The organism is Pseudomonas sp. M20 (genome assembly GCF_045037865.1).
In the GTDB taxonomy this organism is placed as follows: Bacteria; Pseudomonadota; Gammaproteobacteria; order Pseudomonadales; family Pseudomonadaceae; genus Aquipseudomonas.
Window position 1 is genome coordinate 5,458,923 of sequence record NZ_CP173611.1, and the last position, 20,942, is coordinate 5,479,864.

At 59.2% G+C, this 20,942-nt stretch carries 18 protein-coding genes; 2 read left to right on the forward strand and 16 right to left on the reverse strand.

Annotation, left to right across the window (positions count from 1 at the left end):
- Positions 1-52 precede the first annotated feature (52 nt).
- Positions 53-679, forward strand: a complete 627-nt coding sequence (locus tag ACI514_RS24200) for a bifunctional 2-polyprenyl-6-hydroxyphenol methylase/3-demethylubiquinol 3-O-methyltransferase UbiG (RefSeq protein WP_160054722.1) — start codon at positions 53-55, stop codon at positions 677-679.
- A 1-nt stretch (position 680) separates the two neighbouring features.
- Here ACI514_RS24200 and ACI514_RS24205 read toward each other — a convergent pair whose 3' ends face one another.
- The 4 genes from ACI514_RS24205 to ACI514_RS24220 all read right to left on the reverse strand — a co-directional run bounded on the left by ACI514_RS24205 (position 681) and on the right by ACI514_RS24220 (position 8,250).
- Positions 681-2,933 carry a glycoside hydrolase gene (locus ACI514_RS24205; RefSeq protein ID WP_405122522.1) on the reverse strand — a complete coding sequence of 751 codons (2,253 nt, stop codon included), beginning with the start codon at positions 2,931-2,933 and terminating at the stop codon, positions 681-683.
- A 90-nt stretch (positions 2,934-3,023) separates the two neighbouring features.
- Positions 3,024-6,089, reverse strand: coding sequence for an efflux RND transporter permease subunit (locus tag ACI514_RS24210; RefSeq protein WP_405122523.1), 3,066 nt, complete (start codon positions 6,087-6,089; stop codon positions 3,024-3,026).
- Positions 6,086-7,150 carry an efflux RND transporter periplasmic adaptor subunit gene (locus tag ACI514_RS24215; protein WP_405122524.1) on the reverse strand — a complete coding sequence of 355 codons (1,065 nt, stop codon included), beginning with the start codon at positions 7,148-7,150 and terminating at the stop codon, positions 6,086-6,088. Before ACI514_RS24215 ends, ACI514_RS24210 begins: the two co-directional genes overlap by 4 nt.
- Positions 7,147-8,250 (reverse strand): efflux RND transporter periplasmic adaptor subunit, encoded by a 1,104-nt coding sequence (locus ACI514_RS24220; RefSeq protein WP_405122525.1) that lies wholly within the window; start codon positions 8,248-8,250, stop codon positions 7,147-7,149. Before ACI514_RS24220 ends, ACI514_RS24215 begins: the two co-directional genes overlap by 4 nt.
- 201 nt (positions 8,251-8,451) lie before the next feature.
- Here ACI514_RS24220 and ACI514_RS24225 point away from each other — a divergent pair, with 201 nt between their 5' ends.
- The gene (locus tag ACI514_RS24225; protein WP_160054712.1) at positions 8,452-9,648 is read left to right on the forward strand and encodes an AAA family ATPase; all 1,197 of its coding nucleotides are present in this window, start codon (positions 8,452-8,454) and stop codon (positions 9,646-9,648) included.
- Between the two features lie 262 nt (positions 9,649-9,910).
- Here the strand turns inward: ACI514_RS24225 and ACI514_RS24230 are convergent, their stop codons facing one another.
- The 12 genes from ACI514_RS24230 to ACI514_RS24285 all read right to left on the reverse strand — a co-directional run bounded on the left by ACI514_RS24230 (position 9,911) and on the right by ACI514_RS24285 (position 20,933).
- On the reverse strand, positions 9,911-10,783 hold the full coding sequence (locus tag ACI514_RS24230) for a transporter substrate-binding domain-containing protein (RefSeq protein ID WP_095122253.1): 873 nt from the start codon (positions 10,781-10,783) through the stop codon (positions 9,911-9,913).
- The gene (locus ACI514_RS24235; protein ID WP_077570160.1) at positions 10,780-11,562 is read right to left on the reverse strand and encodes an amino acid ABC transporter ATP-binding protein; all 783 of its coding nucleotides are present in this window, start codon (positions 11,560-11,562) and stop codon (positions 10,780-10,782) included. The genes ACI514_RS24230 and ACI514_RS24235 overlap by 4 nt, the downstream gene beginning before the upstream one ends.
- Positions 11,559-12,218 carry an amino acid ABC transporter permease gene (locus ACI514_RS24240; protein WP_405122526.1) on the reverse strand — a complete coding sequence of 220 codons (660 nt, stop codon included), beginning with the start codon at positions 12,216-12,218 and terminating at the stop codon, positions 11,559-11,561. The genes ACI514_RS24235 and ACI514_RS24240 overlap by 4 nt, the downstream gene beginning before the upstream one ends.
- Entirely contained in the window at positions 12,199-12,864 is a 666-nt protein-coding gene (locus ACI514_RS24245; RefSeq protein ID WP_122597731.1) for an amino acid ABC transporter permease, read from the reverse strand. Before ACI514_RS24245 ends, ACI514_RS24240 begins: the two co-directional genes overlap by 20 nt.
- A gap of 931 nt (positions 12,865-13,795) precedes the next feature.
- On the reverse strand, positions 13,796-14,593 hold the full coding sequence (locus tag ACI514_RS24250; protein WP_007918708.1) for a MetQ/NlpA family ABC transporter substrate-binding protein: 798 nt from the start codon (positions 14,591-14,593) through the stop codon (positions 13,796-13,798).
- 166 nt (positions 14,594-14,759) lie between these two features.
- The gene (locus ACI514_RS24255) at positions 14,760-15,692 is read right to left on the reverse strand and encodes a sigma 54-interacting transcriptional regulator (protein ID WP_405122527.1); all 933 of its coding nucleotides are present in this window, start codon (positions 15,690-15,692) and stop codon (positions 14,760-14,762) included.
- Between the two features lie 54 nt (positions 15,693-15,746).
- Complete coding sequence (locus tag ACI514_RS24260) at positions 15,747-16,328, reverse strand: alpha/beta hydrolase (RefSeq protein ID WP_077570156.1); 582 nt, start codon at positions 16,326-16,328, stop codon at positions 15,747-15,749.
- Between the two features lie 382 nt (positions 16,329-16,710).
- Positions 16,711-17,112 carry a biopolymer transporter ExbD gene (locus tag ACI514_RS24265; RefSeq protein ID WP_003220570.1) on the reverse strand — a complete coding sequence of 134 codons (402 nt, stop codon included), beginning with the start codon at positions 17,110-17,112 and terminating at the stop codon, positions 16,711-16,713.
- 1 nt (position 17,113) lies between these two features.
- Positions 17,114-17,839 (reverse strand): MotA/TolQ/ExbB proton channel family protein, encoded by a 726-nt coding sequence (locus tag ACI514_RS24270; protein ID WP_371042322.1) that lies wholly within the window; start codon positions 17,837-17,839, stop codon positions 17,114-17,116.
- A 45-nt stretch (positions 17,840-17,884) separates the two neighbouring features.
- Positions 17,885-18,694: an energy transducer TonB gene (locus ACI514_RS24275; RefSeq protein WP_160054702.1), complete on the reverse strand. Its 810-nt coding sequence runs from the start codon at positions 18,692-18,694 to the stop codon at positions 17,885-17,887.
- Positions 18,695-19,073: 379 nt separating this feature from the next.
- Entirely contained in the window at positions 19,074-19,400 is a 327-nt protein-coding gene (locus tag ACI514_RS24280) for a hypothetical protein (RefSeq protein ID WP_160054700.1), read from the reverse strand.
- A 189-nt stretch (positions 19,401-19,589) separates the two neighbouring features.
- On the reverse strand, positions 19,590-20,933 hold the full coding sequence (locus ACI514_RS24285; protein WP_405122528.1) for an aryl-sulfate sulfotransferase: 1,344 nt from the start codon (positions 20,931-20,933) through the stop codon (positions 19,590-19,592).
- Between the last annotated feature and the right edge of the window lie 9 nt (positions 20,934-20,942).

The following is a 20,942-nucleotide window of genomic DNA, read 5'->3' on the forward strand; positions in this document are numbered from 1 at the left end:
CCCGCTTCATGGCGTATATTCGGCAAACCCCAATTGCCCGCGTATCCCCACCATGAAGCAGACCCCCACCGATCTCGAACAGATCACCGCCACCACCCTCGGCCACTACAACTCGGTGGCCGAAGACTTTCGTGAAGGCACCCGCGACCACGATGTCAGCCAGAACATCGATGCGTTGCTGCGGCATATTCAAGGTGTGGCGCCGTTCACGGTTCTGGATTTCGGCTGCGGGCCGGGGCGGGACTTGCAGACGTTTACGCGTATGGGTCACATCGCCGTCGGGCTGGACGGTTCCCAAGAGTTCGCGCGAATGGCCCGTGAGGACAGTGGTTGCGAGGTGCTGCAACAGGACTTTCTGAAGCTCGATCTGCCGGCTGAACGCTTCGACGGGATCTTTGCCAATGCGGTGCTGTTTCATGTGCCGTTGCAGGAATTGCCACGGGTATTGAAGCAATTGCACGGTGCGTTGAAACCAGGTGGCGTGTTGTTCAGCTCCAATCCACGTGGGGATAATCGTGAGGGCTGGAACGGGCCGCGGTATGGTTCGTATCACGATCTTGAGGCTTGGCGCGGGCTGCTTGCCCGCGCCGGATTCGTCGAACTGGAACACTACTTCCGTCCCGCCGGCCTGCCGCGCGAGCAGCAGCCGTGGTTGGCCAGCGTCTGGCGCAAAGGCTGAGTCAGAGAGTTGCCTGCCCCCGGTAGTGGCTGACGGTACCTTCCGGCAGCAGCACAGTGATGCTCTCGCCGGGCAAGGTCTGGCCGTCCACTTCACGCTGGGCTGGATCGAAGTTGGCCAGCAGCCGAGTGCCGTCTTCAAATGAAGTCTGCTGCACCTGCCGATCTTCGCTCAGCCATTGGAAACCAGTCAGCGCCTGCGTCGCCAGGCGCTCATGCAGCGGACGGAAGAATGCGTCCTGACGGGCCATCAGCGGCAGTCGCTGCGCCAGCGTTGCCGCACTCAGGTGGTACAGCGGCGGCACGTTGTAGAGCAATTGCGTCAGTTCGTTCTCCACCCTTGTGTTGCTCGGTTTAAGGCTGTCGAACAACCAGTGATGAGTGGTGATGAGCGAACCGTGGAACACCGCTTGATAAAGCGGCACACGGCTGGCCGGATCAAAGTGAATGCGCCGCAACGGTTCCTTTATTGGCACGGATTTGAAGAACAGGGCCGGTTGCTCCGGCGGAAACCACTTGCCGACAAAGTATTCGGAATCCGGTTTTTTACTCATGTCGGCATCGCCCCAACCGATCACCGGTGTCTGCATGCCATGGGCGAACAGCACGCCTTGAGCCGTTGTCGCATTGCCATCCTCGGAGCCGCTGGGCAATTGCAGCGTTTCGTTGATCCAGCGCGACGCCGCGACGTTGCCCTCGGCATTCTGCGCCTGCGTCATGGGGGCGTCCGCGCGGTAGCTGTCGAACAACATGCCTGTGGCGTAGGCATCGAGAAACCAGCTGTTGAAACCGGCGGCGGCGCTGACCGCTTTGACTCGTTTCTCCAGTAGAGGGCGCACGCAACGCGGGTCGGTGTAATGACCCGATTGCTGAAAGCCGCTTTTCATCGTGCGATTTTCCAGCACGATGGCGCACTCGCGGTAAGCCGTGTCACCCAGATGCGCGGTGGTCCAGTCCGGATTCTCATCCCGACTCAGCGCCGTCTCGTAAGAATCATACGGCGCAAGCAGATAACCGGCCTGCACGCCTGCTCGAACCGCCTCGGGATGCCAGAGCCCGCCCTCCCATCCCTCGCCAAGACCCAGCCACAAGCGCGACAGCCCGGCGTTTTGCAATTGCTCAATGGTATCCAGCGACAAGGTGTTGCCCCATTGCTCGGGATTGGCTGTGACGGCACCGGCGAATTCGCGGGACAATTGCCCGCGCAGAGCGGCGTAGCCGTTGACCAGTGCCTGCATGTCCGGCACCGCGCGGGCTTGCCAGGTTTTGCGCGCCTGAGTGTTCAGCGCCCGATTGAGGCTGCGCAGCAGCACACCTTGCTGATAACGATTGAGCACCGTTTGGTGGGCGAGCAGCTGCAAGGCCTCACGCTCCATCGCGCCTCGCAAAGCACCGGCAAGCTGGCTCTGGCCGCGCAACTTGCCAAGCAACGCCGGCCAGTTCCGCACATCCTTTTGCCCCAGCAGATCGTTACCCCACAGGTAGACATGACTGGCGCCCAACAGCTTTCGCGACGCCGGTGTTTTCTCAAGCTTGCGGCTCAGGCTTTCGTGACGACCGGTGTCGATCAACCATTGTCGATAGCGCTTGGCACCGGCCAGCGGCTCGGCGTCACCCAGAAACAGGCTGAACGTCAGCGCTGTCGACGGCTTGAGTGAGGTGAATTGATGCCGCACCGACAACGCGAGCGTATCGCCCTCAGCGCTGAACAGCAGTTGCTTGTTGTAGGGGTTGGTCAGCAACCAGTTGAGACTGAATCCCTCATGCTCGACACCCCAGATCGGCAGACTCATATCCTGAGTGGCATTGAGCACCCCTTGACTCACCAGAAACGTCTGCCACACCGGATCGCCGCGCGGCACATAATGCCCCTCGGCCAAGGGCCAGATCAGGCCCTTGCCCATGGCATTGCCGGGCTGGCGCAAGAACTCAAGTTCAGCCGGGGCGCGTGCGGTGATCGAGAAGTTCAGGTCACGTTGATCGAGATCAACGCTGATTGACCAGGCGCCATCGTCCCATTGCCAGTCGACACGATTGTCACGTTGCACCAGGTTGCTGATCCTGTGCGCAGCGACGCCCGTCGAGGCCTGCACAGTCGCGCCGTTGGCCGGGGTGACTCGCACGGCGAGGGTTGCGGGGTCGAGCTGTACGCGCCACAGCGGGTTCACCAAAAGGATGTCGGCCAGCGATGAGGGCGACAGGCACAGGCCGGCCACTAACAGCAGTTGGCGCAGCCAGCAAGTGACCGTCGACATCAGGCGTCCCTCCTCCACATGGAGGAAGGACGGTAACGCAATGCATCACGGTTGTAAGTCAGACCGTTCCCAAAGGTGTAACAAGCTCCCTCAGTGGGTCGATGACGAAGCGTCCTTCTTCGGTTCGCGAATCTTGTACCAGGCCACATACAGCGCCGGCAGGAACAGCAGCGTCAGCAACGTCGCGACCACAATCCCGCCAATCATCGCGTACGCCATCGGCCCCCAGAACACTTCGCGGGCAATCGGGATCATGCCCATGCTTGCCGCCGCTGCGGTCAGCAGGATCGGTCGGCGCCGATGCTCAGTCGCCTCGACTACCGCATCCCACGGCGCATAGCCCTTCTTCTCGAACTCATCGATCTGCGTCACCAGAATCACCGAGTTACGAATGATGATGCCGATCAGCGCCAGAATCCCCAGAATCGCCACGAAGCCCATCGGTGTGCCGGTCGGCACCAGCGCCAGCACCACGCCGATCAGTCCCAGCGGCGCGACACTGGCGACGAGGAACATCTTCTGCACGCTGTGCAACTGGATCATCAGGAAGGTCGCCATCAAAAACAGCATCAACGGCAAGACCTTGGCGATCGGTCCCTGGGCCTTGCCGCTTTCCTCGACCGTACCGCCGGTGGCGACCTTGTAGCCCACTGGCAGTTTGTCAGCGAAGGCATCAATCGACGGCTTGAGCAGTTTCACCAGATCGGTCGGCTGGATCTCGTCGCGCACCGAGGCCTTGATGGTGATGGTCGGCAAGCGGTCGCGACGCCACACCAGCGGCTGTTCCAGCTCATAGCGCACAGTGGCGAACGCCAGTAACGGAATCGATGTGCCGTTGGGCGTCACAATCTGCAGATTCTGCAGGGTTTCCGGCGTACCACGCTCCGAATTCACCGCCCGGCCGACCACATTGATCAGGTAGATGTCGTCGTTGACCTGGGTCAGAGGCGCGCCGCTGACGATGCTGTTCATCAGGTTCGCCACGTCTTCGGACGACAGCCCGAGTTGGCGTGCCTTGTCCTGGGCGATGTCGATGCGCAGGACTTTGCCCGGCTCGTTCCAGTCGTAAATGATCTCGCCGATGTGCGGGTTCTTGTCCAGTTCGGTGGCCAGATCGATGGCGTGCTTGCGCACTTGATCGATGTCCTTGCCACTGACCCGGTACTGGATCGGCCGCCCCACCGGCGGGCCCATTTCCAGCGCCTGGACGTAACTGCCGATGCCGACGAAGTCCTTGTGCAAGCGCTCGCGCAGACGCTGACTCAATGCCTCACGGGCCTCGAAGTCTTTGCTGACGATCACCAGTTGTGCGTAGTACGGGTTTTGCAATTGCTGGTCGAGCGGCAGGTAGAAACGGATCGCGCCCTGACCGATGTAGGTACTCCAGCGCACGATGTCCGGGTCGCCTTTGAGGGTTTCTTCCAGCTTGTCGACGGCCTTGCGTGTTTCGTCGATGGAGGCGTTTTGTGGCAGGTTGAGATCGACGAGAATTTCCGGGCGGTCCGATGCCGGGAAGAACTGGTTCTGCACAAAGCGCATGCAAAAAATCGACAGGGCAAACAGCAGCACGGTGATACCGATCGCCCACCAGCGATTGCGCATCGCCCACAACAGACCGCCATTGAACGCACGCCCGACGCGGCCCGGCTCGGCCTCATGGGGTTTCACGTTGGCGCTGAGAATGTGCACGCCGATCACCGGAGCGAAGAACACCGCCACCACCCACGAAACCAGCATCGCCACTGCAATCACCGCGAACAGTGTGAAGGTGTACTCACCGGCGGAGCTGGCATTGAGGCCGATGGGCACAAAACCCGCGACGGTCACCAGCGTACCGGTGAGCATCGGGAACGCCGTCGAGGTGTAGGCGAACGTCGCGGCCTGCTCGCGGGTCTCGCCCATTTCCAGGCGCGTGACCATCATCTCCACGGTGATCATCGCGTCGTCCACCAACAGGCCGAGGGCGATGATCAGTGCGCCGAGAGAAATCCGCTGCATGGTGATGCCACTGTATTCCATGAACACAAACACCATCGCCAGCACCAGCGGAATCGAGCACGCCACCACCAGGCCGGCGCGCACGCCGAGGCTGATGAAGCTGACCACCAGCACGATGATCACCGCCTCGAACAGGGCACTGGTAAAGCCACCGACCGCTTCTTCCACCACCACCGCCTGATCGGACACGGTGTGCACACCCACGCCAACCGGCAAGTCTGCGGTCAGTTCATCGATGCGCTGGTGCAACGCCTTGCCGAACGCCTGAACGTTGCCGCCCTTCTGCATGGCAATCGCCAGACCGATGGCCGGTTTGCCGTCAAAGCGGAACTCCGGAGTAGCCGGATCGGTGTAACCGCGAGTGATGTCGGCGATGTCAGCCAAGCGATAGAAACGGTCGTTGAGCTTGAGATTGACCTCGGCCAGATCTTTCTCCGAGGCGAACTGCCCGGAAGTGCGCACGGAAATCCGCTCGGGGCCGGCCTCGATCACACCGGCCGGGGTCACGGCGTTCTGCGATTGCAGGCTCTGCACAACCTGACGCTGATCGATACCCAACGCCGCCAGTTTGCGGGTAGAGAAGTTCAGATAAATCACTTCGTCCTGCTGGCCGATCATTTCGATCTTGCCCAGCCCCGGCACATTGCGGATCTCGGCCCGCGCCTGTTCTACGTAATCGCGCAACTGGCGCATGGTCAGGCCGTCGGCGGTGAAGGCGTAGACCGAGCCGAACACATCACCGAACTCGTCGTTGAACCCGGGCCCTTGAATACCTTGGGGGAACTGCCCGCGAATGTCGTCGATCTTCTTGCGCACCTGGTACCAGATTTCCGGGATGTCCTTGGCACTGGTGGTGTCGCGCAAGTACACGTACACCGTCGATTCGCCAGGGCGCGTGTAACTTTTCACGTAGTCGAGGGAGTCGAGCTCTTCGAGTTTTTTCTCGATGCGGTCGGTGACCTGCGCGAGGGTTTCTTCCTGGGTCGCGCCCGGCCATTTGGTCTGGATCACCATGGTCTTGATGGTGAACGACGGATCTTCTTCGCGGCCCAGATTGAAGTACGAGAACACGCCCATCAGCAACGCGACGAACATCAGGTACCAGACGAATGACTGATGCTTGAGGGCCCATTCGGAGAGGTTGAAAGAGCCTTTCATTGACTGTCCTCGTCAAGTTTTACCGATTGTCCGGGTTTGAGGCTGTTGACGCCGGCGCTGACCACGCGCTCGCCGTTCTTCACGCCGCCCGCGAGCACTACGCTGCTGTCGGTGCGGCTGATCACGCTGACGTCGCGAGGGTTGACGGTTTTGCTCTGAGTGTCGATGACCCAGATCCGTGGTTTGCCGTCGACCTCCTGCAAAGCGGTAGCCGGCAATTCGATGCGCGGTTTGATCGCCGAACTGAGGGTCACGCTGATCGCCGTGCCGAGGCGGAACCCGTCCGGTGTCTCGGCCAGCGTCAGGCGTGCCCGACGAGTACGCGTGGCGCTTTGCGCCTGCGGTTCGATCTCGCGAAGGGTTGCCCTGGTGTTGATGCTCGGATCGAGTTGCCCGGCCACCAGAAACACCACGTCGGAGGGAATCTGATCGACCAGGGTGTCCGGCAGATCGATCACCGCTTCCTTGATGTCCGGTTGCGCCAGAGTCACGACCTGCTGGCCCGCCGTCACCACTTGCCCAGCTTCGGCGTTCCACGCGGTGACCACGGCTTTATGGTCGGAACGCAGTTCGGTATAGCCGAGCTGGTCCTTGCTTTGATTGACCGCCGCCCGTGCCTGGTCCAGCGAGGCCTGGGTGGTTTTCAAGTCCGTGGTGGCGATGTCCAGTTGGGCCTGCGCCCCTACGCCACGATCGAACAGCGCCTGCTGACGGCGGGCATTGGCCTGGGCATTGATCAGTTGCGCCTGAACCCTGGCCAGGTCGCCCTGGGCCGAACGCAATTGGTTCTGCTGATCAGACGGATCGACGGTGGCGAGCAGCGTGCCCTTTTGCACTTCGGTTCCGACATCGACGTTGCGGCTGGCGATGCGGCCACCGACGCGGAAACCGGTGTTGCTTTCATAACGCGCCTGGATGCTGCCGGCGAAACGCCCCAGGCTTTCCTCGCTCAATGCCTGAACCTTGACCGATAACACCGGACGTACCGGCTCCGGAGGTGGCTCGCTTTTTGAGCAGGCCGCCAGCAACACACCCACGGACAACAGCCCCAGACGCTTCATGGCTGTGCTCCCGGTTGCAGATCCTTGTAGGTGTTTTCAGCGATTTCGACTTTCATGCCGGGATGCAGCAACTGCCCACCGGCGACAATGACTTTCTCCCCGCCCTTGAGGCCTTCGCTGATGATGACCTTGCCGATCAGGTAGCGGCCGACGGTCACGTTGTGCAACTGCGCTTCACCTTTATCGTCGACCATCCACACCGCCGGATCACTGATGTTTTTCGTCAGCGCCGACCATGGCAATTCGACTGCTGACTTGCCGCTGCCCTTGGCGGTAGCGCTGACCACCGAGCCCAACTGCATCCCTTGGGGCAGGCTGTCGAGGCTGACTTTGACTTGCACCGTGCCGGACTGCGCCGACACCGCCGGGGTGATTTCACGCACCGTGCCGGTGGTTTTGATGGCAGGGTTATCGAGCAGACTGACGACGATCGAGGGATCCGCAGGACGCTCGGCCAGCAGCGATTCGTAGACGTTGAACACCGCGTCACGGTCGCCGTCGCGGGCCAGACTGAAAATCGGCGCGGTGGCCTGCACCACTTGGCCGACTTCGGCCTGACGCTCGGTGATCACGCCCGGGGCATCGGCAATCAGCGCGGTGTAGCTAAGCTGGTCCTTGGCGTTGGCCAATTGCGCCTGCGCCGCGCTCAAGGCGCTTTGGCTGCTGCGCAACGCGGCTTGGGCGGAATCGTACTCGCTCTGGCTGGTGTAGCCCTTGGGCAGGAGTTTTTGCTGGCGCACGAACGCCGCGGCGCTCTGTTTGACCCGCGCTTGTTCGGCGACGACCTGGGCCTGGGCGGAATCGACGTTAGTCTGCAAATCCTTGGGGTCGAGTTTGGCCAGCACCTGTTTGGCCGTAACCCGGTCACCGACATCGACCATGCGCTGAATGATCTTACCGCCGACGCGGAACGACAGTTCAGTCTGCACGCGCGCCTGCACGTCACCGGTCAATGTCACCGCAGCCGCGTAATCCGTGGGGTTCACTTCCTGTACGAAGACCCTGGGCAGGTATTCCTCAGGAGCTTTTTTCTCGCCGCATGCGGTCAGCAAAGTGAACAGACTCAGCATGACCGCTGTTTTCAAACCGGGACTCGCCATGCAGACTCCTTCCTGTGTACGAACGTGCAAGTGACGATACGACTGTGAGCTTAGAACAGGGTTCAACGTTCGCCCGTTCGTCCCCCATGTTTTCCTGTAGGAGCTGCCGCAGGCTGCGATCTTTTGATCTTTTAAAAACAACATCAAAAGATCGCAGCCTGCGGCAGCTCCTACAATAAGCGTCTCAAGAGAAGGAATTCCATGCTCAACACTCTGGCAGTGGCCAATTACCGTTCGATCAACAAACTGGTGATCCCGCTCGGCCGGCTCAACCTGATCACCGGCCCCAACGGTAGCGGCAAGTCCAACCTCTACCGGGCCTTGCGTCTGCTGGCGGAAACCGCTCAGGGTGGCGTAGTCAATGCGCTGGCCCGTGAGGGTGGGCTGGAGTCGACCTTCTGGGCCGGGCCGGAAACCATCAGCCGGCGCATGCGCAACGGCGAAGTGCCCATTCAGTCGACGGTGCGTCAGGGTGTGAAGCGGCTGCGCCTGGGGTTTGCCGGAGAAGACTTCAGTTATTCGATCAGCCTCGGGCTGCCCGATTCCAACGGGCATTTCATGCTACCCGAACATTCCCGGCCAATTCCCTCGCGCTTCAGCCTCGACCCGCAGATCAAGCGCGAATGCATCTGGGCCGGCGCGCTTTACCGCCCCGCCAGCCTGCTGGTGGATCGTGACGGCCCGATGATCCGCGCACGCGCCGAGCGCAAATGGGATGTGCTGGCACAACACACGCCGAACTTTGACAGCCTGTTCGATCAGGTTGGCAGCCTGCGCAGCTCGCCGGAAGTGTTTCAGATGCGCGAGTTCATTCGTCGCTGGCGCTTTTATGATCACTTTCGCAGCGATGCCGATGCGCCGGTGCGCCAACCGCAACTGGGTACGCGCACGCCAGTGCTGCATCACGATGGGCGGGATCTGGCGGCGGCGTTGCAGACCATCATCGAGATTGGTGATGGCGACGCGATGCGGGCGGCGATTATCGATGCATTTCCTGGCGCGCGGGTGCATATCGAAGCGCAGGCCGGTGGACGTTTTGCCATCGAGTTTTATCAGGAAGGTTTGCTGCGGCCATTGTCGGCGGCGGAGCTGTCGGACGGGACGTTGCGCTATCTATTGTTGGTCGCGGCGCTGCTGACGCCGAGGCCGCCGTCGCTGATGGTGCTGAACGAACCGGAAACCAGCCTGCACCCGGATCTGCTGCCGGCGTTGGCGCGGTTGATCATTCGTGCGTCGGAGCAGTGTCAGGTGTGGGTGGTGTCCCATGCACGGCGGTTGATTTCGGCGTTGCAGGAAGATCCCGAGTGCAATTGCATTGTGCTGGAGAAAACCCTGGGGCAGACCGGGATTGTCGGCCAGCGGGTGCTGGATGAGCCGGCGTGGAACTGGCCGGATTGAGTGATTCAGGCAAAAGCCCCTCACCCTAACCCTCTCCCAGAGGGAGAGGGGACTGATTGGGGGATGCTCAAGAGTGACGCCGACGTGAAAATGCATCTGTGAATCCAAAGTCGAAGTGACGCCGACGCGAAATGCATCTGTGAATCCATAATCGACTCGGTTCCGCAGGTCGATGTCTGATGCAAGACACCTCGGTCGGCTCCCTCTCCTTCGGGAGAGGGCTGGGGTGAGGGGCAGGCCTCACCACCGACCTGACAGACAATCACCCCTGCCACTTGCCGCCTTCAACAATCACACTCTCAGGCTTGGTGTCATCACTCAGCTCTTTACGCACATATTGGTCATACAGCTTGAGCAGATACTTCTCCTCACCCAGCTTGGCCAGCTCAGTATTCACCCAGTCACGCAACTCGATATTGCCCTTCTTCACCGCCGGCGCAATCGGCGCTTCAGCACCGAGCTTTTCATCGAGCACGCGATAGCCCGGGTTCTGCTTGGCCCAGCTGAACAGCACCAGGTTGTCCTGTGCATAAGCATCACCACGACCGTTGGCCAAAGCTTGCAGCGATTCGGAGTTTTTCTCGAACTTCAGCAGTTTCCAGTCCGGATGATTCTTGGTCAGCCAGATATCAGCAGTCGTGCCGGTAGTAACGATGGTGGTGCGGGTCGCCAGGTCATCAAGGTTTTTCACCGAGCTGCTTTGCGGCACCAACGCCTGCACCGCAACCTTGAGGTTCGGGTTGGTGAATTCCACCGCTTCCTTGCGCTCCGGCGTCACAGTCATGTTGGCGAGGATCAGGTCGACCTTGTCGCTTTGCAGGAACGGAATACGGCTCGCCGGCTCAACGGCAACGAACTCGACCTTGTTTTCATCACCGAGCAGATCCTTGGCGAAACGCCGGCCGATATCAGTATCAAAGCCGACGTAGCGCCCAGCTTCATCGACAAAACCGAATGGTGGCTTGTCGGTGAACACGCCGACAATCAACTTGTCGCGGGCCTTGATCTTGTCCAGATAACCGGCCGGCGCGGTGCTTTCGCTGGCGACTTTCGGCTTCGGCGGTTCTTCGGTCTTGCTGCAACCGGCAAGCAAGGCGAGGCTGAGCAGGGGCAGTAAAAAAGCGGCAGTTTTCATAACAGTTCCAGTTCCTTTGTCGGATTCGTTTTCGGCAGTGTTGCCACGAAGGAGAACTTCTCCAGAAACTGCTGCGCGCGTGCGGTTTGCGGGTTCGTAAAGAAAATCTCGGGCGGGTTCTGTTCAAGGATGCGCCCGGCATCCATGAACACGATGCGGTCGGCCACCGCGCGGGCGAAGGCCATTTCATGCGTGACGATCAACAGGGTCATGCCTTCGCGAGCGAGGCCCTGAATGACCTGCAAAACTTCTTTGACCATCTCCGGGTCGAGGGCGGCGGTGACCTCGTCGAAGAGCATCACGCGCGGGTTCATGCACAACGAGCGGACGATGGCGATGCGTTGCTGCTGGCCGCCGGAGAGCTGACGCGGGAAAGCATCGCGCTTGTCCAAAAGTCCCACGCGCTCAAGCAGCGCTTCGGCTTGTTGCTGGGCTTCACGGCGCTGGCGCTTCTGCACCTTGAGCGGGCCGAGCAGCAGGTTGTCGAGCACACTCATGTGCGGGAACAGGTGATAACTCTGGAACACCATACCGATCTGCTGACGGATCTCGCGCCAGTCGGTGGCCTTGTCCAGCAGCTCACGGCCGAGAAACTTCAGGCTGCCGCTGTGGGCCTCTTCCAGGCCATTGAGGCAACGCAACAAGGTGCTTTTGCCGCAACCGCTGGGGCCGAGGATGACGATCACTTCGCCGCTCTGCACCTGCAGGTCGATGCCGTTGAGCACCTGCTGCTCGCCGTAGAATTTGTTGAAACCGTGAAACTCGATCAATGCGCTCATGCTTGCGTCCAGCGCCGCTCCAGCACGCGCGAGGCGGCCGACAGCGGGTAGCAGATCAAAAAGAAAAACAGAAACAGTGCGCCGTAGATCAGCACCGATTCGTAAGTGCGCTCGATGATCTGTTGGCCGACCTTGATCACATCGACCACACCGATGAGCACCGCCAGCGAGCTGGTCTTGATGATCCGCGTGTAGACGTTGATGGTCGGCGGCGTCATGCGTTTCAGCGCTTGTGGCAGCAACACGTAACCGTAGAGTTGCGCGGCGTTCAAACCAATCGACAGCCCCGCTTCACGCTGGCCGCGTGGTAACGAATGCAGGGCTCCGCGCGCCACTTCGCCGACCTCGCTGGCGCCCCACAGCGATAGCACCAGCACCGCGCACCAGAAGCTGGGAATGCTCAGGCCGAAGAAAATCGGCAAGCCGAAGAACAACAGGTACAGCCAGACCAGCACCGGAATCGCCCGGAACAGCTCGAGATACACCCGCAAAATCGCGTTCAGCCATGTCACGTTCAACGTGCGCAAAACACCGTAGAGCACACCGCCGACAGTGCTGATGGCGATGCTCAGAAACGAGATCGACAAGGTTTGTCCCGCGCCTTTGGCCAGTTGTGGCAACGACACCCAGAGCAATTCAAGACCCGAACTGGCCATGCTGGAGCCTCCTTTCCAAACGGCTGAGCAACAGCGACAGCGGCAAGAACAGCAGCACGCAGATCAGCGTCAGCACGGCGAGCATTTCGTAGGTTTTGTAATAGAGCGCGATGTAGCTCTTGGTCGTGTAGAGAATTTCCGGCACCGCCACCGCCGAGACCACAGTGGTTTCCTTGAGCAGGAAAATGAAATTGGCGAACAACGACGGCAGGCTGAGGATCCCCGCTTGCGGCAGGATCACATAGCGCAGCAATTGGCCGTGGGACAGACCGATAGAGCGCCCTGATTCCAGTTGCGCCAGCGGCACCGCATCGACGCCGGCACGCAGCACTTCGGTGAGGTAGGCGCCGCCGAGGAAGGTCATGGTGATGATCGCGGCGGTGAAACCGGACACCTGGATCCCCACGGCCGGCAAGGCGAAGTAGACGAAAAACAGCTGGATCAGCAGCGGCGTGTTGCGCGCCAGTTCCACATACAGGCCCACCAGTTTTTGCAGGTACGGCGTGCGGAACACCAGAATGGTCGCGTTGAGCAGCGCCACCAGCAACGAAGTACCGATAGCGATAAATCCGACCTGCAGCGTCACGCCCACGGCTTTGAGAAACGCCGGCAGGGTGCTGAGGATAAATGCGTAATCGAAGGTCATGAAACGTCCTGGACGCCGCTCGGTAAGCGACGGTGGTGCAGTCCAAGGACAGCGGATGGCTGTCCGGCAAGCACCGACTTTATAGGTATAAAAACAAGAATTTAAATACCGTTAAAGCATATTGATATCACCCAAAAAACTATCTTGTGGGTTTGCCGGGAAGGAATAAGAAGGCTATTTTCCTTTGCGCTGTAGGACGGATCTTTTTTTCACGAAAGCCCTCCAAGGACGAACAGCTTTTGGCCAGACTCCCCCGGCCAAACTCATAACAAGGAAGAGAACATGGACGTAAAAGTGCCGCAGCGACTGGATCCGCAAGAGATTGTGAAATTGTTGGTGGCGTTGAGGCGGGCGTTGAAGGCTGCAGCGTAAGTCAAAAAACCCTCACCCCAGCCCTCTCCCGGAGGGAGAGGGAGCTAACCGAGGTGTCTTGCGTCATACATCGACCTGAAAGACCGAGTCGATTATGGATTCGGCAGAGATCTTTCACGTCGGCGTACTTCTACAGCATCCCCCGATCAGTCCCCTCACCCCAGCCCTCTCCCGGAGGGCGAGGGGGCCGACCGCGGTATCTGGCGTTTTACATCGACCTGAAAAATCGAGTCGATTAAGGATTCGGCAGAGATCTTTCACATCGGCGTACCTCTACAGCATCCCCCAATCAGTCCCCTCACCCCAGCCCTCTCCCGGAGGGAGAGGGAGCCGACCGTGGTGTCTGGCGTTTTACATCGACCTGAAAGATCGAGTCGATTATGGATTCGGCAGAGATCTTTCACGTCGGCGTACTTCTACAGCATCCCCCAATCAGTCCCCTCTCCCTCTGGGAGAGGGCTAGGGTGAGGGGCTTTTCAACGCACACACAAAAAACGCCGATGACCATCACTGGCCATCGGCGTTTTCACACCTTGAAGGGGTTCACTCAAGCGTCAGATCAGAACGCCGGCAGTACCGCGCCGTTGTACTTCTTCTCGATGAACGCTTTGACTTCCGGGCTGGTCAGGGCTTTGGCCAGTTTCTGGATCGCGTCGCTGTTCTTGTTGTCCTCACGGGCCACCAGGAAGTTCACGTACGGCGAGTCAGCGCCTTCAATCACCAGCGCATCTTTCTGCGGATTCAGTTTGGCTTCCAGCGCGTAGTTGGTGTTGATCATGTCCAGATCAACTTCTTTCAGAACGCGTGGTAGCAGGGCCGATTCCAGTTCCTTGAACTTGAAGTTGTGCGGGTTCTTGGCGATGTCTTTTGGCGTTGCCAGAGCGTTTTTCGGGTCTTTCAGTTCGATCAGGCCAGCCTTCTGCAGCAGGATCAGGGCGCGGCCGCTGTTGCTGCCTTCGTTCGGGATGGCGATGGTGGCGCCGTCCGGCAGTTCAGCCAGGGTCTTGTACTTGCTCGAGTAACCACCGAACGGTTCAACGTGAACGCCCTGCACAGTCACCAGGTACTTGGACTTGTCGTCCTTGTATTTGCCCTGGTTGAAGCTATTCAGGTACGGCAGGGTCTGGAAGTAGTTGGCGTCCAGACGCTTCTCGCCCACTTGTACGTTCGGCTGAACGTAGTCGGTGAACACCTTGATTTCCAGATCCACGCCTTCTTTGGCCAGGGTCGGTTTGATCAGCTCAAGGATTTCAGCGTGCGGCACCGGGGTCGCAGCAACCACCAGTTTCTCGCCGGCATTGGCCAGGGAAGCAGTCAGAGCAGCCGCCAATGCGGTAAACAACAGAACCTTTTTCATGCAGTGTCCTTATCGAAAATCACGGTCGTCATCGACGACGGCATTAATACGTGTGCCAGTGAAGTGATATCGCTGGCGTGGGTCGGACAATACCGTGATTTTTTATTCCCGGACAATAACGTTTATTCAGCTTCATATTCCATTTTGTTCATGTTGAACAAACCGTTTACAAACCATCGCTTAACCGAATCAGCAAATCTTTCAATGCCTTACGCTCATCGACGCTGCCGCCGATGTTGATTTGTGCAACCAGCCGCTCGATCTGAAGCTGCGGGCCAGACACCTCGGGCAGATTCAGGTGCTCCGGCAGAATCTCGTCGCCAGCACTCACCAGCAAGGCAAAATGAATGACGTTTTCCAGCTCTCGAGTGTTACCCGGCCAGCTGTGTTGTTCGAGCACGTGCTGCGCGGCTTCGCTGATCAGCGGCACGGGCAGGTCGAGGCGCTGGCTATAGATGCCAAGGAAGTACTCGGCCAGCGAAAGAATGTCGCCGATGCGTGCGCGCAAGGCGGGCAGTTCCAGTTGCCCTTCGCTGAGGTAGTGATAAAGCCGCTCGTGGAATTTCCCGGCGTCCACTGCTTGCGCCAGATCGATACTGGTCGCCGCGACCAGGCGCACATCCACAGGACTCGGTTGATGCGCACCGACACGGGTGACTTCGTGGTTCTCCAACGCGGCAAGCAATTTGATCTGGATTGGCAACGGCAAGTCGCCGATTTCATCCAGATACAAGGTGCCGCCATTGGCTGAACCGAACCAGCCTGCACGGCTGCTGGCCGAGCCGCTGTAACTGCCGGCGGCATAGCCGAACAGTTCGGCATCGGCGTAGGTCGGGCTGATCGCACCGCAATTGACCGAAACGAACAGACCGCTGCGGTCACTGGCGCGATGGATGTGCCGAGCGAGCAATTCTTTACCCGTACCGGTCTCGCCACGGATCAATACCGAGGTCGAGCGCGGCGCCAATTGCTCCAGCTCTTCACGTAACTGGCGTGAGCGTGGGTCGACAAACACCAATGCCTTGGCGCGAATGCTCAGGGGGCTTTTTTCCGCGTCAGGAAAGGTCAGCAATGGCTGACCGAAGGTTTCGAAACTCATGGCAGACTCCCGCCCAAAACCGCCGGGAGACGGGGGCGTTGAAAGAAATAAAAATCAGGCGCGGCGGCGAGCGTGGTGTTCCATGCGGTTTTGCAGGCGATAGAGATAAGCAAAACCCTGCTCCCAGCGCTGATGCCCGGATTTGACGTTGATGTGTCCGGCACCGGCGAGAATCCCCGCCTCGGCGCCCCAGTTGCGCGCCAGCTCCAGCGCTCGCGGTGCACTGACGGCAGCATCGTTATCGGAGCTGACCACCTGGCTTGGAAATGGCAGCAGATCGGTCGGAATCGGTGCGAAATTGCGCAGCGCCGGCGCGCACGCCGGGCGCTCGACATCGGCCGGCGCAACCAGCAATGCGCCGCGTACCTGACGCAGGTATTGCAACGGCGCCGTGGCCGCCCAGTGGGCAACCGTGACGCAGCCAAGGCTGTGGGCGATAAGGATCACCGGCGTACTGTCGGCAGCAATCGCCTCGGCCAGTGCCGCGACCCAATCTTCACGACGCGGCGTCAGCCAATCGGCCTGTTCGACTCGCGCGCTGTTCGGCAGGCTGTTCTGCCAGTGGCTTTGCCAATGATCTTCTGGCGATCCTTGCCAGCCCGGCACAATCAGGTAGCGGATTGATTCGTTGCGCATGGGGAGCTCTCCTGCGTCGTGTCTGTTCCTGAACGAGTATAGGGAGGGGATTTATATTCGTTAAGGAATAAGAAGCTATTTATTAAGATCTGAATTGAATATGAGTATTGTGTATGACTTTAGATCCTTTCCCCCTCACCCCAGCCCTCTCCCCCAAGGGGGCGAGGGGGAAAGGGAGCCGATCTATGCGGTTTTCAGATTTGGAGTTCGACTGGATATTTCAGATCGGCGTATAGCGGCCAAACAACGCGGTCAGTCCCCTCTCCCTCTGGGCGGTCCGACGTTTCGGGAGGGCTAGGGTGAGGGCTTTGCTTCTAATGCCAGAAATAAAAAAAGGGCCGCACCCTGCCAAGGAGACGGCCCCGGAAAAACGTTGAATCTGTTACCGCGCAGTAATCACCGACAACTTGGTAATCCCCGCCCGCTCAATCGAAGCCATCGCCCGCGCCACTTCGCCGTAATTCACCCCGTCATCGGCCTGCAATTGCACGCGCACTTCCGGGTCCTTGGCCTTGGCCGACTTGAGGTTGAATTCCAGCAAGTCCGGCTGAATCTCATCCTTGTTGATAAACAGTTTGCCGGCACCATCGATGCTCACCACCAGCGGATCCTTCTGCTCGACCGGCGCCACCGCTTCGGTCTTCGGCAGGTTGATCGGGATAGCGTTGGTCAGCAGCGGTGCGGTGACGATAAACACCACCAGCAGCACCAGCATCACATCCACCAGCGGCGTTACGTTGATCTCGCTGAGTACCTCGTCACTGTCTTGCGTGGAGAAGGCCATATCAGGACGCCTCCTTCACTTTTGCCGCGTTGCCGGTTGCCGCGACCTTGTGCGCGGTCGGATGAATCAACACGCGGAACGCACTCTTCTGCGCCAGGCTGTAGAAGTCGTGGGCGAAGTCATCCAGATCCGCCGCCGTCAGTTTCAACCGACGCAAAAAGTAGTTGTAAACCAGCACTGCTGGCACCGCGACGGCGATCCCCACACCCGTGGCGACCAGTGCCGCACCGATCGGACCGGCCACCGTTTCCAGGCTCGCCGAACCGGCCGCGCTGATGCCTTTCAACGCTTCCATGATTCCCCACACCGTGCCGAACAAACCAATGAATGGCGACGTACTGCCGATACTGGCGACCACTGCCAGACCGGTTTCCAGCGAACGGCGTTCGCGGACAATTTGCTGACGCAGTGCGCGCTCCAGTCGATCCTGATGGTTGATCGCCTGGCTCAAATCATTGGCCTGAGGCGCCTCGCCCACCTGAATCGCCGCGTAACCGGCTTGTGCCACCCGCGCTGCGGCGCCGGGTTGGGTCTCGCTCAATTCAGCGGCGGAATCCAGACTCGACGCCGCCCAGAAACGTTTATGAAAACGCCGATCCTGCGCCTTCAGACGCCCGAACTGCCAAGCCTTGAGCAATGCCAGACCCCAGGTGGCGACGGAAAAAACCACCAGCAGCCAGATCACCGCGCTTTCGATGGATTCCAGTGGAGATGCCAGTAACGTCATGATGTATTCCCTCGTGTAAACGTTTCGCGCGAATTTGGTTTCGGTTTAATGAATCTTGAAATCGATGGGCACGCTGACCCAGCCGTCCTGGGCGACATCACCCTGCTTGGCCGGGACGAAACTCCAACGTTTCACGGCGTTCAGCGCCGCGTCGTCGAGCTGTTGCCGGCCACTGCTTTTGGCTATCTGGATCTCGCCCGGTTTACCGCTGGCAAGCACATGTACGCGCAGCAACACCGTGCCTTCCCAACCGCGACGCTGGGCCAGCGACGGGTATTCCGGTGCCGGGTTTTTCAGGTATGCAGCATTCGCTGAGGCCGGGGTTACCGGTGCCGGCGCGGGTGGAGCAGGTGGCGCAGGGGCTGCAACCGGGGCTGCCGGTTGTGGCGGCGTCGGTGGTTGCTCGACCGCTTTCGGTGCTGGTTTGGGTGCCTGTTTAACCACCGGTTTGGGTTTCGGAACGGGTTTTGGCGGCGGCGGTTTTACCGCCAGTTCGTCCTCCACCGGCGGCGGTGGCTCAACCACAGGCGCAGGTGGCGGCGGCTCGACAACCGGTGGCGCTGGCGGTGCCGGGCGCGAGAACTCGATGGTCATCGGCGGAATTTCCGGCGGCACGATTGGCAGCACTGGCGTCGGTTTCTGGCTGATCCAGTAGATCACCGCGCCATGCACCACCAGCGCGAGCACGCCAAGCAGAATTGTTTCGCGCCGACTCAGAATGCCTTTGGGCGCACGCTGCAAACGCAACTGCCCCAACGGCACACGATGCGGCCGGCCGAGATCGACCAATTCGCCACCCGGCGTCTGACGCCACAGCAATTCCTCTGCGCTGGCGGCGGTCTGGACATTGCCCATTGATTCACTCCCTGCGGTCTTTTTGCGTTCTCTACAAAAACTGCCGATCAACCGTTTTGTTGAATCCCCCACGGCGAATCGATGGGTGAATCATTGGGCTTGACGCTTATCTCCGAAAGTAATCTTTAACGTTATGCATAGGTCATTATGGAATATACAGATTGATCAATTCTGCCAACACCACGCGCCACGCGGGCTGCAGCGATGCGTGAAAAAGCGCATGCTTTTCAGGCATTGAAAGTATTCATGCAACGCATCAAATTCGCCTGACCCGGTTTTGCAGGACGACTAATACGAAGTAGATAGTTGATTATTATTTTCCAGAAACAGCAAAAAGGCCGGGCACTTTCGCGCACCGGCCTTTTTGTTTAATCAACTGTTATTGCTTGAGGAACTCCCCTGCCAGGCCAACAACATCACCGTCAAAGTTGGTGCGCGAACCAACCGCACGAACTTTCGAGTAATTGTGATCCGGCGAGAACAGTGTCCAGGACTGATAGCCTGTGCCTTCATTCAACGCCGCGAACGTGATGATCGTAGGCTGCCCGGTGCTGTTTTGAAAATGGTAGTGACCGTAAGCGATGTCGTAATTCACGCCATTCTGGCTGAATTTTCCGCTGAAGGTGCCGTTGGAATCGTTGCCATCGGTAATCGTCAGTTTGGCGCCAGCGTTATCGTTTACATAATTGCCATTAATGCTCGACATAACGAGATTTCCTTTATCGTTGGATAAGTGTCTTCCGATGAGAGCAAGTTTCCTCCTGGAAACTCACGACAGTCAGGATGGTTGGACATTCAATTATTGTCCACGCGAGCTACTAACTAAATTGCAATATGCACTGTTCAACCCGGTCATAACTTATCGCCGTTCGTTCGAGCACTAATTCCATTTCAACTAACGACTGGCATTGGTTTGCTCCACGCCGATAACGGGTGCAATAACCGCCGTCTCGGAGCGTGGCGTCCCCGTTGGCACCCAGTCATAACTCACAGGCAGTGCCCGATACACCCAGTTGCTGATCGCGTCGCTGCCCGGTGCCTTGCCGAGATACGGGCTGACGTATTCCCAGACGTTTTCGCCGCTGGCCGTCACCTGGAAAAACCGTCCGTTCATGCCCTCGTCGATCAACGTGTTGCCATTGGGCAAGCGCCGCGCACTGCTGATAAACGAGCTGTAGAACGCCCACCCTGGTTGCTTCGAATTTACCGCGCTGTACTGCCAAACGATCTCGTTTTTCTGCGGATCGATTTCCAACACGCGCGAGCCGGAAATCAAGCCGAGGGTGACGTTTGGATAACCCGCCGAACCCTGGTTGTCGAACACAAGCAGATTGCCGGCACCGGGCAATCCGGCCGGAATGATGTGCGCATCATGCTGACCGACAAACTGATCCACCGGGCGCGGCAGTTTCTGCGCGGTTTTCGGGTTGATCAGCGGCAGATTCGGACCCAGACGCCAGACCACTTTGCCGCTGTTCTTGTCGATGATCGCGATGAAGTTTGCGTTGCGTGAATCGATCAGCAGGTTGTCCGGATTGAAGCGTTTGTCACCGGCATCAAACCACTTGTTCGGCCCGACCAGGCTGAGGTTGTTGATGTGCAGGTAGTCCGGATTTTCACTGGCGCGCACCAGCTTCAACTGTTCGGCCGTGAAGCCGAATTCATTGAGATGCTCCGAGGCCAGCCACTGCCATTTCACCGCGCCTTCGGGACTGACTTCATAGATCGCATCGTCGATCACCTCGGGCACTTTGAAGCCTTTGACCTTGTGCACCTTGTTCGCCAGCACCACAGTGTTGCCATTGCTCAAACGGCGCTGATCATGGTGCTGTTGCGCCGCTCCACCGGGGGCCTTGTCACCCCACTGCCAGACGACTTTGCCGTGCCAATCCAGCTCACCGACGCTCTGATTGCCCAGACCATTGCCGGCCGAACCGAGCTTGCCGGGATCCTTGTCACTCAGTTGCAGCAACACATGCCCACGCTCTCCGCCGACCAGTTTCGGGTCGATGATCGCTGACGGGAAACCTGCCTGTGGCCAGGTTTTCACCTCGTTGCCGTTCATGTCGATCAGGTGCGTCTGCTTGTCGGCGCCGCTGAAAATCACGTACTGGTTGAACGCCTTGTTCGGGTCGTAACGAGTGACGCCCGTCGGGTAAACACTCGGTGCGGCGAAGGCACCGGCGCTGAGCACTGCGCCGGACAGCAACACCGGCAAAGCCGTTTTGATACGCAACATGATGCAGCT